The 14,338-nt window shown below is 73.7% G+C and carries 11 protein-coding genes; 2 read left to right on the forward strand and 9 right to left on the reverse strand.

Features of this window, described 5'->3' with window-relative positions; translation table 11 throughout:
* Window positions 1-109: 109 nt before the first annotated feature.
* Window positions 110-1,117 (reverse strand): SGNH/GDSL hydrolase family protein, encoded by a 1,008-nt coding sequence (locus ACWDD9_RS11345; protein WP_449811442.1) that lies wholly within the window; start codon window positions 1,115-1,117, stop codon window positions 110-112.
* Between the two features lie 244 nt (window positions 1,118-1,361).
* On the reverse strand, window positions 1,362-2,306 hold the full coding sequence (locus tag ACWDD9_RS11350; protein WP_049650218.1) for a PAC2 family protein: 945 nt from the start codon (window positions 2,304-2,306) through the stop codon (window positions 1,362-1,364).
* A 765-nt stretch (window positions 2,307-3,071) separates the two neighbouring features.
* Between ACWDD9_RS11350 and ACWDD9_RS11355 the strand changes: the two genes are divergently transcribed.
* Window positions 3,072-3,806, forward strand: coding sequence for a GNAT family N-acetyltransferase (locus tag ACWDD9_RS11355; RefSeq protein WP_049650219.1), 735 nt, complete (start codon window positions 3,072-3,074; stop codon window positions 3,804-3,806).
* Here ACWDD9_RS11355 and ACWDD9_RS11360 read toward each other — a convergent pair.
* On the reverse strand, window positions 3,796-5,070 hold the full coding sequence (locus tag ACWDD9_RS11360; RefSeq protein WP_449811443.1) for an ADP-ribosylglycohydrolase family protein: 1,275 nt from the start codon (window positions 5,068-5,070) through the stop codon (window positions 3,796-3,798). The two genes, ACWDD9_RS11355 and ACWDD9_RS11360, sit on opposite strands and share 11 nt — an antisense overlap.
* 112 nt (window positions 5,071-5,182) lie before the next feature.
* Here ACWDD9_RS11360 and ACWDD9_RS11365 point away from each other — a divergent pair, with 112 nt between their 5' ends.
* A complete protein-coding gene (locus ACWDD9_RS11365) occupies window positions 5,183-6,178 on the forward strand; it encodes a hypothetical protein (RefSeq protein ID WP_380779627.1) in 996 nt (331 codons plus the stop codon).
* A gap of 30 nt (window positions 6,179-6,208) precedes the next feature.
* Here ACWDD9_RS11365 and ACWDD9_RS11370 read toward each other — a convergent pair whose 3' ends face one another.
* The 6 genes from ACWDD9_RS11370 to ACWDD9_RS11395 form a co-directional block, all read right to left on the reverse strand.
* Complete coding sequence (locus ACWDD9_RS11370; protein ID WP_053111988.1) at window positions 6,209-6,748, reverse strand: ribonuclease; 540 nt, start codon at window positions 6,746-6,748, stop codon at window positions 6,209-6,211.
* 245 nt (window positions 6,749-6,993) lie between these two features.
* Window positions 6,994-9,702, reverse strand: coding sequence for a pyruvate, phosphate dikinase (gene ppdK, locus ACWDD9_RS11375; protein ID WP_387827008.1), 2,709 nt, complete (start codon window positions 9,700-9,702; stop codon window positions 6,994-6,996).
* 564 nt (window positions 9,703-10,266) lie between these two features.
* Window positions 10,267-11,436 carry a tRNA dihydrouridine synthase DusB gene (dusB, locus tag ACWDD9_RS11380; protein WP_388043998.1) on the reverse strand — a complete coding sequence of 390 codons (1,170 nt, stop codon included), beginning with the start codon at window positions 11,434-11,436 and terminating at the stop codon, window positions 10,267-10,269.
* A 200-nt stretch (window positions 11,437-11,636) separates the two neighbouring features.
* Complete coding sequence (locus tag ACWDD9_RS11385) at window positions 11,637-12,461, reverse strand: DUF4097 family beta strand repeat-containing protein (protein WP_449811444.1); 825 nt, start codon at window positions 12,459-12,461, stop codon at window positions 11,637-11,639.
* Window positions 12,462-12,463: 2 nt separating this feature from the next.
* Window positions 12,464-13,111, reverse strand: coding sequence for a response regulator transcription factor (locus ACWDD9_RS11390; protein WP_049650224.1), 648 nt, complete (start codon window positions 13,109-13,111; stop codon window positions 12,464-12,466).
* Window positions 13,099-14,313, reverse strand: coding sequence for a sensor histidine kinase (locus ACWDD9_RS11395; RefSeq protein ID WP_117487700.1), 1,215 nt, complete (start codon window positions 14,311-14,313; stop codon window positions 13,099-13,101). The genes ACWDD9_RS11390 and ACWDD9_RS11395 overlap by 13 nt, the downstream gene beginning before the upstream one ends.
* Between the last annotated feature and the right edge of the window lie 25 nt (window positions 14,314-14,338).

Here is a 14,338-nt window from a genome sequence, read left to right on the forward strand (position 1 = left end):
CGGGGCGTGAACGGTGCGCGGCGCGCGGGTGCCCGCCCCGGTGGGTCGGCCCCACCCGGCCCGCGCACCCCTCGCGCCCCCTCCGTCCCGCGCCCCGGCGCGGGCGTCCTCAGCCCTTGATCGCCTTCAGGACCACCCCGGACATCGCCTCCTGCCCCTTGGCGTTGGGGTGGATCGGCGCCGACCCCTGGGCCGGGAGCGGCGGCTCCACCCAGCGCTTGTCCTCCCCCGCGCACATGTCGTGCCCGGCCGAGGGCCCGGCGAGGTCGACGAAGACCGCGCCGGCCGCGTCCGCGCGCTTCTTGAGCATGCCGTTGAGCTGCTGCTGCTTCTCCACCAGGAAGGCGAGGTCGGAGGCGGCCACCGCGTTGCCCAGCACCGGCAGGCAGCTCGCCGGGTCGGCCGGGAGCAGCCCCGGGTAGCCGATCACGTACACCTTGGCCTTCGGGGAGCGCTTCTTGACGTCCTGGAGCACCTGGCCGATCCGGTCGCCGGCCGCGTCCACCTTGCGCTGGACCTCGTCGGTGCCGCTGCCGGCGGCGTAGTGGTCGCGGCAGGGCGAGTCGCTGATCCGGTCCGCGCTGTCGCTGATCACGCCCTTGACGATGTCCACCAGGTTGGCCTTGGCGCACTCCGTCACGACCTCGATGAAGCCGGCGTCGTTGCCGCCGATCCCCAGGGTGACCAGCCGGGTGTCCGCGGTGAGCGCGTCCAGCTGGGCCGGGTTGGTGCCGTCGGCGACCTTCTGCGGGCCGGTCAGGTCCCCGGTGCGGGCGCCGCTGCAGCTGACGTCCTTGAACTGGTCGGCGGCGAGCGAGAGCCCCTTCGCCACCAGGGACGGGTAGTTGGCCCCGGAGCGGTAGCAGGCGCCCGGCTCGCCGACCTGCGGGGCGATCTTCATCCCCGCGGTGTACGAGTCGCCGAGCGCGACGTACGGGCCAGTGGGCGGCGGGGCGGCGGTCGGCGACGCGGCCGCGCCGGCCCGCGCGCGGTCGGACGCCGCACCCGCGGCGCCGCCCGTCCCGCTGTCCGAGCCGGTGTTGTCGGTGCAGCCGGCCAGCAGCGCTGCGGCCAGTCCGACGGTCAGGGCGATGGTCGGGCGTACGGTCCTCGGCATGGTCTCCCCCCGGGGATACGGTTCACGGTCGGCTCCTTGCGGCGGCCCGTCCCCCGGGCACATCAGGGGCCAACGAACGGTCCCGGCCGATGACTCCCGCCCCGGCCGAATCGCCTTCCGGCGGGCCCGAACCGGCCGGAAACCGACCCCGGGGCCGTCCGGGCACCGGCTTCCGACCGCTTCCGCGCGCCCTCTCCGGCCGGCGCACCACGAAACCGCGTGCGCGTCGGCCGCTCCGCGTCGACTACTCCGCGCCGCGCTCGTGCTCGGCCAGGAACTGCTCGAAGCGCCGCCCCAGTTCGTCCGCCGAGGGCAGGTCCACCGGTTCGGCCAGCAGGCTCTCCCGGCCCTCCGCGCCCGCCACGGCGTCGTACTGGCCCTCCATGCCGCGGATCGCCGAGCGCAACTCGCCGTCCCCCTGGGCCAGCTGCTCCTCGATGTCGGCGTAGACCTCGGAGACCTGCTCGCGCAGCCGGGTGCCGGGCAGCACCAGCCCGGTGGCGGACTGCACCGCCTCCAGGACCTGCACGGCCGCCGCCGGGTAGGCGGAGCGGGCCACGTAGTGCGGGACGTGCACGGCGAAGCCCAGGACGTCGCACCCGGCCTCGGCCAGGCGGTACTCCACCAGCGCCTGGGCGCTGCCCGGCACCTGCGCCTGCTCGAACCACTGCGGGTAGCCCGGGGCGAGGTCCAGCCGGTTGCCGTGCGGCGTCATGCCGACCGGGCGGGTGTGCGGCACGCCCATCGGGATGCCGTGGAAGTCGATCGAGAGCCGGACCTCGAAGCGCTCCACCAGCTCGCGGACGGCCCGCGCGAAGCGCTCCCACTCGACGTCCGGCTCGGGGCCGCTGAGCAGCAGGAACGGCGCGCCGGCGGCGTCGTGGACGAGCTGGAGCAGGATCTCCGGAGGGTCGTAGGACGTCCAGTGGTCGTGGTCGAAGACCATCGCCGGGCGGCGGGCCCGGTAGTCCACCAGACGGTCGTGGTCGAAGCGGGCCACGACCTGCGGCGAGCCCGTCTCCAGCAGGTGGGCCACCACCTGGCCGCCGGCCTCCCCGGCGTCCATGAAGCCCTCGTAGTGCTGGAGCAGCACGAGGCCGGCACCGGTGTCGCGCAACTGCTCGTTGGCCGCGGCGACGGCGGCCACGCCCTGCTGATCCAGCTCGTACAACGCCTGGAAGTCACGCACCGCGCACCCAACCCCGTTCCCTGCTCGTTCCGGTCGACCGGCTTCTCGTCCTCTGCAGCGTGCCGGGCGCCGCCGGAATTCCCGCCCCGGCCCCGCCCCGCCCCCGCCCCGCGGACGGACACGTCCACGGGGCCGCGCCGGGGCCGTTCCGGAGCCGCTCCACGGCCGCTCCGGTACCCGTCCGACGGCTCCCCGGGGGGCGCGCCCGACGGCCTCGGCCGACCGCTCCGGACCATGATCGCACCCGACCGAAGAGCCCCTGGTCACGGCCCTGGTAGCGCCCCCGCGGGAGGCCCGTCCGCGGGGCCCCGGAACGGCCCGCGCGGCCATTCGCGTGCCGCGAAGTGACGCACCGCCTTCTGGCGGGTATCGTCCTCTCGCTGCCTCGCATCGTCGCGTCGTCGCCACGTCGTCCGTAACGCCGTCGGCCACGTCCCGGTCCGCTGCTCGGCCAGCCCCCACGACGCATCTTGCCTTCACCTGGCCGCCCGCTTCCCTTCGCGCTCTCGTCTCCTCTTCGGCCATTTCGCGGACGCACACTGTCCCCTCGCTGTTCCCGCCGGACCGGTCCGAGGACCCGTGTCCGTTCCGGCACCCCCGCGCCGCCCGCTCCGGGCCGCCGCCCCCACCCCGTTCGACCGGACCTCCGGCGTGCGCGGGTACCCGGCGGACGGACCCGGGCCCAGGCGTACCCATGTCCAGCGCACCCCGTGCCGTACCCCGGCCCGGGAGGCTCCCTCCGACCGATGAAGGACAGAAGGTTCCGTGCCCGTACCTGTCACCCTCACCGGCCGCACCGTGCGGCTGGAGCCCCTCGCCGCGCACCATGCCGAGGCCATCGCCGAGGCCGGCGCCGAGGACCGTACGACCTACGCCTTCACCCCCGTCCCGCACGGCCTGGAAGCCGCCCGCGACTACGTCGCGCGGGCGCTCGCCGACCAGGCCGCGGGACGGTCGCTGCCGTTCGCGACGGTGAACGTCGCCGACGGCCGGGTCGTCGGCTCCACCCGCTTCCTGGAACTCGACTACTGGCAGGGCCCGATGGTGTGGCCGCCCGTGCCCGGCGTCCCGTTCGGCGATCCGGCCACGGCCGTCCCGGACGCGGCCGAGATCGGCAACAGCTGGCTCTCGCCGCGCGCCCAAGGCACCGGCATCAACACCGAGGCCAAGCTGCTGATGCTGCGCCACGCCTTCGAGACCTGGGGCGTGCAGCGGATCTCGATGCGCGCGGACGCCCGCAACATGCGCTCGCGCGCCGCCATCGAGCGGCTCGGCGCGACCTCCGAGGGCGTCCGCCGGGCGCACTCGCGCGGGCTGGACGGGGTGGTGCGCTCCACCGCGTTCTACTCGATCCTCGACGACGAGTGGCCGGCCGTCCGCGACATCATCGAGCTGCGGATCGCCGCCGCCACCTCGCCGAGCGCCCCGGATCCGGCGATCAACCAGGAGTGCCTTAGACAGGGCGGCAGCGGCGCCGGGCAGCTGATGATCACGGTCTGAGGCCGGCCCGGAGCGGCTCGTAGCCGAGGCGCGCCAAGCCCAGGACGGCCGGCAGGGTCGTGCGGTCGTCCCAGGCCCGGTGGCGTCCCGGGTGCGCCTCGACCAGCGCCTCCACCGGCCGCCAGCCGCCCCGCACCCGGGCCACCCGGACCCGGTAGACCTCCGCGCCGCCCACGCCGCGGTGCAGGTGCAGCACGCCCTCGGAGACCACGGACACCCAGCGCTCGTCCACGTCCCGGGCCCGCAGGCCGCGCCTGATCCGCTCCCAGTCGGCGTCCGACCAGAGCAGGTCCGGCACCGGGTGCGGGCGGGGCAGGCGGATCGGCGTCAGGTGCGGTTCCCCGGCCGCGCGGATGCCGCCCGGCTCCGGGAACGCCCACGCGGGCAGCGGCTCCCGGGCGGCCAGCCAGGCCCGCGGAATGCCTCCGGTGCCGGTGTGCGCCGCCACCACTCCCCCGGTGATGGCGGCGACGGTGTCCATGTCGCCGCCGACCGCGACCGCCTCCCACACGGCGGTGCGGTAGTCGGCCAGGTTCCGGGCGGCGCACCACAGGGCGTACGGGACGGTGTCGGCCGCGGAGGTCCGGCTGCCGTTGCCGAGCACCTGCGCGGCGAGCCGGAAGTCCGGCCGGGCGAGCAGCCCGCGGGCCTCCTCCAGGCCGTCCCTGACCGCCCCGTTCGGGGTGAGGTCGGCGACCGCCGCCAGGAAGGCCTCCGGCGTCATGGCCTCCGCCCGCGCCCGCACCGCGTACGCGGCCGCCACCGCGACCGCGATCGCGCCGTCCACGGCCTGCGGGTGGGTGTGGGTGATGACGGCGGTGTCGGCGGCGGGCCGGACGACGGCGGCCGGGTCCTCGGCGTACGCGGCCCCCAGCGGGGCGACCCGCATCGCGGCGCCGTTGCCGTACGAGCCCTGGCCGTCGAAGAGTTCGGCGGCCAGCCGCCGGGCGTCGCCGCCCTCGCGGACCAGCCGGAGCAGCCGGTTGGCGGCCGGGCCGTAGCCGCGGTCGAAGTCGTGGCGGAGGGCGAAGGCGTGGGTGAGGTCGAAGGTGTCGATCGCGCCGCGCTCGGTGTGGGCAGCGTGGACCGAGCAGGCCATCTCGGTGTCGTCGGTCCAGGGCCAGGGACCGGGCGGTTCGGTGCGGGCGGCGAGGTGGGCCCGGGCGGTTTCCGGGACGAACATCTGGGCGCCGAGGGCGTCGCCCACGGAGAGGCCGTTGAGGGAGTCCAGCGCGGGGCCGGTGTGCGTGGATGGAATGGTCATATGCCCTCCAGCTCAGCGGGTTGACCGCCGTCCCGTCAACACCCGTGGCCGGCATCCCCACCGACGGGGGATGTTTCGCATACCTCCGATTCCGGCGGGCAGGCACCGGGGCATGACCCGCGCGAACCCCCTCGACCCGGTCGCCCTGCTCGGCGCCGACCAGCAGCACATCGCCACCCGGGCGCAGCTGCGCCGGCTCGGGGTGCCCTCCGGCACCATCGCCCACCGGCTGCGGCCGGGCGGGCCCTGGCAACAGGTCCTGCCCCGGGTGATCTGCCTCCAGAGCGGCCGGTTGACGTTCCACCAGAAGCTGCGGGCCGCGCTGGCGTACGCGACGCCGAAGGGCCGCGACCCGCGGGCCGGGGAGGTGCTGCTGACCGGCTTCGCTGTGCTGGCCGAGGCCGGGCTGCCGAGCGCCGGGCACCCGTCCGACCTGAACGCGGTCGACATCCTGATCCCGACTCAACGGCGGGTCGGGGACAGGGAGTTCGTCCGGATCCACCGGGCCTCCGGGGCGATGCCGGGCGGCTTCGAGCGGGACGACGGGCTGTGGAGCACCACCGTCGCCCGGGCGCTGGCCGACCTCGCGCCGGGGGAGACCGGGCAGCGCCGGTTCCGGGCGCTGTGCGCGGAGGCCGTCCAGCGGCGGCACTGCGAACTCGGCGAGCTGCTCGACCAGTTGCTGTCCCGCCCGGGTGCGCTCGGACTGCCCCAGGTGGCCCGGGTGGTGGAGGACCTGACGGTCGGGGTGCGGTCGGTGGTGGAGGGCGAGGCCCGCGAACTGCTGGCGCACGCGGGGCTGCCGGAGCCGCTGTGGAACCCGGTGCTCTTCCTGGACGGCCGCTTCCTCGCCGTCCCGGACGCCTACTGGCCGCACGCCTGCGTGGCCCTGGAGATCGACTCCCGCGCCTGGCACCTGCGCCCCGCCGAGCACGAACGGGGCCTCGCCCGCGCCAACCGCCTCACCGCCGCCGGCCTCCCGGTGGTCCGCACCACCCCGGTCCAGCTCCGCCGCGACCCGGCCCCGGTGCTCCACGAGCTGACCGCCCTGGTCACCACCGGCCCGCACGCCCCCCACCCCCGCGTCACCTGGCGCCGGGCCCGGTGAGGGACGCGGCGAGGGCTGCCGAGGCCCGGCTCAGCAGCGGGAGTCGATCTCCTGGAAGGTGGCGTAGTGGTCGGCGGACCAGTACTGCTCGCCGGAGTCGCCGGTCACCACGCGGCGGGTGCCGCGGTCGTTGGAGCCGGGGGTGACGACGGTGTACTCGTGGTAGTAGCCGCCGGACTTCTTGGGGAGGCGGCTCTCGCGGTTCTCGAAGACGATGCCGTCGCGGTTGTACGGGTAGGGGCCGCCCTTGGCGATCAGGCCGAGGGTGTCCTGGGCCTGGCTGGGGAGCTTGGTGCGGCAGACGTCGGCCATGGCCGGGTCGGTCGGGACCCAGGTGCCGGCCGCGGCGGGGGTGGTGCCGGCGCCCCCGGCGGGCGGGCTCGGCTTGGGGGCCGAGGGCTTGGGCGCCGTGGCCCCGGACGTCGTGGCACCGGCGGCCGCGCTCGTGGTGGCGCTCGCGGCGGCCTTGGGGTGGCCGCTCCCCTGGTTGGCGAGGAGGTACCCGGCCCCGGCCAGGACCGCCAGGATCAGCACGGCCACGGCCACGAGCGGGTTTCTGCGGTTGGTCATGCGGTCCAGCTTGGCAGGCGGCCGGGCCGGGCCGGGCCAGCTACACACGTGGCCGCCGCCACACCGTCCGGTGCGCCGGTCCGTACGCGGACGTACGGCCGGGCGGGAACGGACGCCGTTGTCCGTTCCCGCCCGGCCGTGTCACGTACGCCGGTTCTCCTGCGCCGAGCTCCGGTGTACGCCCTCCCGACGGGAGGGGAAGCGGTCAGTCGTGCCCGCGCGTGAGGTGGGGATGCCTACCCTCCTCAGCGCGAGTCGCTGCCCGCCGTCTCGATGGCGGCGCGGCCTGCCTCCAGGCGCGCCACCGGGATCCGGAAGGGGGAGCAGGAGACGTAGTCCAGCCCCACCTCGTGGAAGAAGTGGACCGAGTCCGGGTCGCCGCCGTGCTCGCCGCAGACGCCGAGCTTGAGGTCGGGGCGGGTCGCCCGGCCGGCCTCGACGGCGTGCTTGACCAGCGAGCCGACGCCGTCGCGGTCGATGGTCTCGAACGGGGAGACCCCGAAGATGCCCTTCTCCAGGTAGGCGGTGAAGAACGAGGCCTCCACGTCGTCCCGGGAGAAGCCCCAGACCGTCTGGGTCAGGTCGTTGGTGCCGAAGGAGAAGAACTCGGCGGCCTCGGCGATCTGCCCGGCGGTCACCGCGGCGCGCGGCAGCTCGATCATGGTGCCGAGCTTGATGTCCAGCTTGACGCCGGTGGTCCGGGCGACCTCGGCGAGCACCCGCTCGCACTCGTCGCGGACCAGCTCCAGCTCCTGGACGGTGCCGACCAGCGGGATCATCACCTCGGGGCGCGGGTCCCCGCCGGCCAGCCGGCGCTCGGCGGCGGCCTCGGCGATGGCCCGGACCTGCATGCCGAACAGGCCGGGGATGACCAGGCCGAGGCGGACGCCGCGCAGGCCGAGCATCGGGTTCTGCTCGTGCAGCTTGTGCACCGCCTGGAGCAGGCGCAGGTCGTTCTCGTTCGGGTCCTTGCGGGCCTCGGCGAGGGCGACGCGCACCGACAGCTCGGTGATGTCCGGCAGGAACTCGTGCAGCGGCGGGTCGAGCAGCCGGACGGTGACCGGCAGGCCGTCCATCGCCTGGAAGAGCTCCAGGAAGTCGCCCTTCTGCAGCGGCAGCAGGGTGGAGAGGGCGAGCTCGCGGTCCTTGTCGTTGTCCGCCAGGATCAGGTGCTCGACCTCCTTGCGGCGCTCCTCGCCGAGGAACATGTGCTCGGTGCGGCACAGGCCGATGCCCTGGGCGCCGTAGCGGCGGGCGCGCCCGCCGTCCTCGGCGTTGTCGGCGTTGGCGCGCACCGCGAGGCGGCGGCGGCCGTCGGCGTGGGACATCAGCCGGTGCACGGCCTGGACGAGGCCGCCCTGGACGTCGGCGCCGGCGTGCAGGGTGCCCTCGAAGTACTCCACCACCGCGGAGGGGAGCACGGGTACCTCGCCGAGGTAGACCTTGCCGGTCGCGCCGTCGATCGAGACGACGTCGCCCTCCTCCAGCACCAGGCCGTCGGCGGTGGTCATCCGGCGGCGCTTGGTGTCGACCTCCAGCTCCTCGGCGCCGCAGACGCAGGTCTTGCCCATGCCGCGGGCGACGACGGCGGCGTGCGAGGTCTTGCCGCCGCGCGAGGTGAGGATGCCCTCGGCGGCGATCATGCCGTCCAGGTCGTCCGGGTTGGTCTCGCGGCGGACCAGGATGACCTTCTCGCCGGAGCGCGACCACTTCACCGCGGTGTAGGAGTCGAAGACGATCTTGCCGATCGCGGCGCCGGGCGAGGCGGCGAGGCCCCTGGCGATCTGCTTCGACTCGGAGTCGGGGGCGAAGCGCGGGAACATCAGCTGCGAGAGCTGGCCGCCGGTGACCCGCATCAGGGCCTCGTCCAGGTCGATCAGGCCCTGGTCGACCAGCTGGACGGCGATCCGGAAGGCGGCCGCGGCGGTGCGCTTGCCGACCCGGGTCTGGAGCATCCAGAGCTTGCCGCGCTCGATGGTGAACTCGATGTCGCAGAGGTCGCGGTAGTGGTTCTCGAGCGTCTGCATGATCGCCATCAGCTCGTCGTACGACTTCTTGTCGAGCTTCTCCAGCTCGGACAGCTGCAGCGTGTTGCGGATGCCGGCGACGACGTCCTCGCCCTGGGCGTTGGACAGGTAGTCGCCGTAGACGCCCTGGGTGCCGGTGGAGGGGTCGCGGGTGAAGGCGACGCCGGTGCCGGAGTCCTCGCCGAGGTTGCCGAAGACCATGCTGCAGACGTTGACCGCGGTGCCCAGGTCGTTCGGGATGCGCTCCTGGCGGCGGTACAGCCGGGCGCGGTCGCCGTTCCAGGAGTGGAAGACGGCGTGGATGGCGAGGTCCATCTGCTCGCGCGGGTCCTGCGGGAAGGCCCGGCCCGTCTCGCGCTCGACGATGCCCTTGAACACCTCGACCAGCGTCTTGAGGTCGGCGGCGTCCAGGTCCAGGTCGTTGACGGTGCCCTTGGCGTGCTTGGCCTCGTCCAGGGCCTCCTCGAACAGCTCGCCGTCGACGCCCAGCACGGTCTTGCCGAACATCTGGACCAGGCGGCGGTAGGAGTCCCAGGCGAAGCGCTCATTGCCGGACTGGGCGACGAGGCCGACCACCGAGGCGTCGGAGAGACCGATGTTGAGGACGGTGTCCATCATGCCGGGCATGGAGAACTTCGCGCCGGAGCGGACCGAGACCAGGAGGGGGTTGTCGGCCTGGCCGAGCTTCTTGCCCATCTCCTGCTCGAGGGCGTCCAGGTGGGCGCTGATCTCCTCGTGCAGGGAGGACGGCTCGCTGCCGGTCTCCAGGAAGACCTTGCAGGCCTCGGTGGTGATGGTGAACCCCGGAGGGACGGGGAGGCCCAGGTTGGTCATCTCGGCCAGGTTCGCGCCCTTGCCGCCAAGAAGATCCTTGAGGTCCTTGTTTCCTTCGGTGAAGGAGTAAACAAACTTCTGCTGGGACGGCACGGGTCGGTCTCCTCGTACGCGGTTGCCCTGACGCCGGAGAACATACCCATTTCGAAGGCACTTCTCTGCCCTGAATAGGCCACCCGAGGCTGGTACCCAGCGGTAACCCGCTAGATCGAAAGCACATAAAGGCGTTCACCTCTGTTGGTGAAATCGTCCGCCTGACGCGAGCAAGCATTCAACTCTTGAAGGCATGCACCCGCGAAGATCGTGCGATCCGGACGCACCGTAGCGACCGCGGGTCCATGGCGTTGCCCCGGCTTGATTTCCTGCACCCGGATCGCCCGATCACCGGTCGACCGACTTCGGGAAGCGATTCACAGCCGACCTGTCCATTTCGTCCACTGACCGGCCGTCAGCCCCCACCGCGTGTGGCAAGCGTCACCAGAGCGTCTCACCGGTCGAACGTAGAGCGCCTGCGCCGATCGTCGCACTGCGTCCAGAAACGTGCCCGCTCCGTGATGTTCGGACGCCGAAAAGGAGCCCTCTTGTCCAGGATGGACAAGAGGGCTGGGACCAGGTGGCCATCGACCCGAACGGGTCATTTTCGCCAGGTCGTACAGATCATCCGCCGGAGGTGTCCGATTCGGCGTCAGCACCCGGGCGGGCGCAGTCGTACGGATCGTCCAACCAGCCCTCCGGCAGGACCACCCGGTTGTTGCCGCTGGTCCGCCCGCGCGGGCCGTCCGCACCGTCCGGCCAGCCCTGGGACTGCTCCACCTGGGCGAGGGTTTCGGCCAGTTCGGCCAACGAGGAGGAGCCGGCCAGCCGCACCCGCAGCTCGGAGCCGACCGAGAAGCCCTTGGTGTACCAGGCGACGTGCTTGCGGAAGTCGATCACGCCGCGCGCCTCGTCGCCCAGCCACTCGCCGAGCAGCTGCGCGTGCCGCACCATCGCCGCGGCCACGTAGCCGAAGTCGGGGCGGGCGTAGTCCACGTCGCCCTCGAAGATCGCGACCAGGTCCTTGAACAGCCACGGCCGGCCCAGGCAGCCGCGGCCCACCACCACGCCGTCGCAGCCGGTCTCGCGCATCATCCGCAGCGCGTCGTCGGCCGACCAGATGTCCCCGTTGCCCAGCACCGGGATGTGCGCCGGGACGGACTCGCGCAGCCGGGCGATCGCCGACCAGTCGGCCGTGCCGCCGTAGTGCTGGGCGGCGGTGCGCCCGTGCAGGGCGATCGCGGCCACCCCCTCCTCGGCGCCGATCCGGCCGGCGTCCAGGTAGGTGAGGTGGTCGTCGTCGATGCCCTTGCGCATCTTCATGGTCACCGGCAGGTCGCCCGCGTTGGCGACGGCCTCGCGCAGGATCTCGCGCAGCAGGTTGCGCTTGTACGGCAGCGCCGAGCCGCCGCCCTTGCGGGTGACCTTGGGGACGGGGCAGCCGAAGTTGAGGTCGATGTGGTCGGCCAGGCCCTCCTCGGAGATCATCCGGGCGGCCTTGCCGACGGTCACCGGGTCCACCCCGTACAGCTGGATGGAGCGCGGCTTCTCGCTCGGGTCGAACTTGATCAGCTGCATGGTCTTGGCGTTGCGCTCGACCAGCGCCCGGGTGGTGATCATCTCCGAGACGTACAGCCCCTTGCCGCCGCTCTGCTCGCGGCACAGGGTGCGGAACGGCGCGTTGGTGATACCGGCCATCGGCGCCAGCACGACGGGCGGCCACACCTGGATCGGGCCGATGTCGAGCGGCGCGAACTCGGTGCCGGACGCGGTGGGTGCGGGCGTGACTGTCATGCGCGGCTGACCTCGGGTGGTGGGGACGGGACTCTCCATTGTCCCCCACCCGGGTGAGCGGCCTCCGCCCGCGCCGGGGCTCCCCCGGTACGGGGCGCCTCCACCACCGGCCGCCTCCCCTTACCGGCCGCCTCCGCCACCGGCCACCTCCGCTACCGGCCACCTCCTCGGCCGGACGCCTCCGGAACGGGCCGCCTCCGCTACGGGGCCGACGAGGCCGACGGAGCCGCCGGGGCGGTGGGCGCCGACGAGGCCGGCGCCGGAGCGATGGAGATCGACCCGGAGGTGACCGCGGCGTGCACCCGGTTCGGGCTCGCCGAGTCCGCCAGCCCCGGGTCGATCCGGCCGTTGCCGCTGCCGACCTCGCTGGAGACGGCGTAGCGACTGTCCTTCGGCAGGCTCATCTCCACCGAGCCGGAGGTGGCCGTGGCGTCCACCTCGCGCGGAGCCCTCGCGAAGCTCAGCTGCACCGAGCCCGAGGTGAGCTGCGCCGTCAACCGCGGGGCGCTCAGGTTGGTGCCCTGCACCAGACCGGAGGTGGCGTGCACGGTCACGTTCCCGGAGGTGTCGGACAGCAGCAGCTGGCCGGAGGTCAGCTCCAGCTTCACGTCCCCGCTCAGGCCCTCCACCTGGACGGAGCCGGAGGTCACCGAGCCGGACACCTCGGTCGCGGCCGGCACCTCCAGCTCGATCTCGGCACCGCAGCCGAGGTCCACGAACGGCAGGACCAGCCGGCAGTGCATCCCGACCGTGAGCACGCCCTTGTCGAAGACGGCGGACACCACCGGCTTGCGCACCAGCCAGTCCAGGCTCTGCCGGACCACCACGTGGCCCTCCCGTCCGGCCCGCACCCGGACCGACGCGGGGCCGGTCTCCAGCTGGACCCGGTGGATCTCCTCGTCGTACGGCCGACTGCTGCTGGTGCGCTGCTGCACCGCCATCGACCAGGTCTGCAGTCCGGCACCGATCATGACCAGGACGATCACGAGCGTCCCGGTGGCCCGCCAGCCCTTCACCCCCTTCACCGCTACCCGACCTCCAGGAAGCGCAGCACCGCCATCACCCGGCGGTGGCTGTCCTCGGCCTGCGGCAGTTCGAGCTTGGTGAAGATCGAGTTGATGTGCTTGGCCACCGCGCTGTCGCTGACCACCAGCGAGCCGGCGATCGCCGCGTTGGAGCGGCCCTCCGCCATCAGGGCGAGCACGTCGCGCTCGCGCGGGGTCAGCTTCTCCACCGGGTCCCGGTGCCGGCGGCGCACCAGCAGCTGGGCGACCACCTCCGGGTCCAGCGCGGTGCCGCCCTCGGCGACCCGCTGGAGCGCGTCCACGAAGTCGTCGACGTTGGCGACCCGCTGCTTGAGCAGGTAGCCGACGCCGCTGGTGTTGGTCGCCAGCAGGTCCGCGGCGTAGCGCTCCTCCACGAACTGGGAGAGCAGCAGGACGGCGGTGTCCGGCCACTGCCGGCGGATCACCATCGCCGCCTTCACCCCCTCGTCGTGGAAGCCCGGGGGCATCCGGACGTCGGCCACCACCACCTTCGGGCGGTGCTCCTCGACGGCGGCCAGCAGTTCGGTGGCGTCCCCGACGGCGGCCACGACCTCGAAGCCCACCGCCTCCAGGACCTTGACCAGGCCGACCCTCAGCAGGACCGAGTCCTCGGCGATCACAGCGCGCACGGCAACTCCACGGTGATGGTGGTGGGGCCCCCGAGGGGGCTGAGAACGGACATCGTGCCGTCGACCGAGGCGGCGCGCTTGCGCAGACCGGTGAGCCCGGTGCCGCGCGAGGCGTCCGCGCCGCCCACGCCGTCGTCGCTGATGACCAGGCGCAGCCGGCCGCCGGTCGTCCGCACCGAGAGGTCGACCCGGCGGGCCCTGGCGTGCTTGGCCACGTTGGTGAGCGCCTCGGAGACGGTGAAGTAGGCGACCGCCTCGACGGTCGGGGCGATCTGCTCGGAGAGGTCGACGTCCAGGTGCACCGGCAACGGGGCCCGGGCGGCGATGCCGGACAGCGCCGCGTCCAGGCCGCGGTCCTCCAGGACGGCGGGGTGCAGGCCGCGGACCAGGTCGCGCAGCTCGTCGATGGCCGCCTGGGCCTCCTCGTGCGCGTCGATGATCACCTGCATCACCTCGGGCGGCACGTCCTTGAGGGTGCGCCGGGCCAGGCCCAGGTTCATCGCGAGGGAGGTGAGCCGCTGCTGGGCGCCGTCGTGCAGGTCGCGCTCGATCCGGCGGCGCTCGGCGTCCACCGCGTCGACCAGGCCGGCCCGGCTCTCGGCGATCTCCTCGACCCGCCGCTCCAGCGCCTCCGCCCGGTCCGGGCCGAGCAGCCGCCGGGCCACCCACACCTCCAGCCGGGCCAGCTGGGTGCCCGACAGCGGGAGCACCGCCAGCAGCAGCACCCCGCCGAGGGTGAGCAGGACGTCCTCCCCGGCCAGGCCGGTGCGCAGCGCGGTGCCGGCGGGCAGCAGCCAGATCCAGCCGTACACGGTGGCCAGCACCACGGCGGCCGCCCAGGCGTACAGCACCACCAGGGCGCCCGCCGCCAGCAGCGGGCCGGCCACCAGGTGGTGGAGGACCTGGCGCCAGGTCACCCCGAGCAGCCAGACCCGGCGCCCCGTCGGCGGGCGCAGCGGCGGCACCTCCACCCCGTACAGGGCGCGCAGCCGGCCGCGCTGGACGGCGGTCAGCGGGTGGGTGCAGAGCAGGACGGCGGCGAGCACCGGGAAGAGCAGCTTCGACTCGGTGACGGCCAGCCAGACCGGCAGCGCCACGGGTATCCCGGCGGCGGTGAAGCGGACGTCCCGCCAGACCTCGGGCGACCACGGGGGGCGCCGGAGGCTCCTGACGAACGCTCGGCGCAACGTGGTGGAGGGCATGGCCGACAGCGTAGGGCCCGGTGAT

The organism is Kitasatospora sp. NPDC001119, from assembly GCF_053598475.1.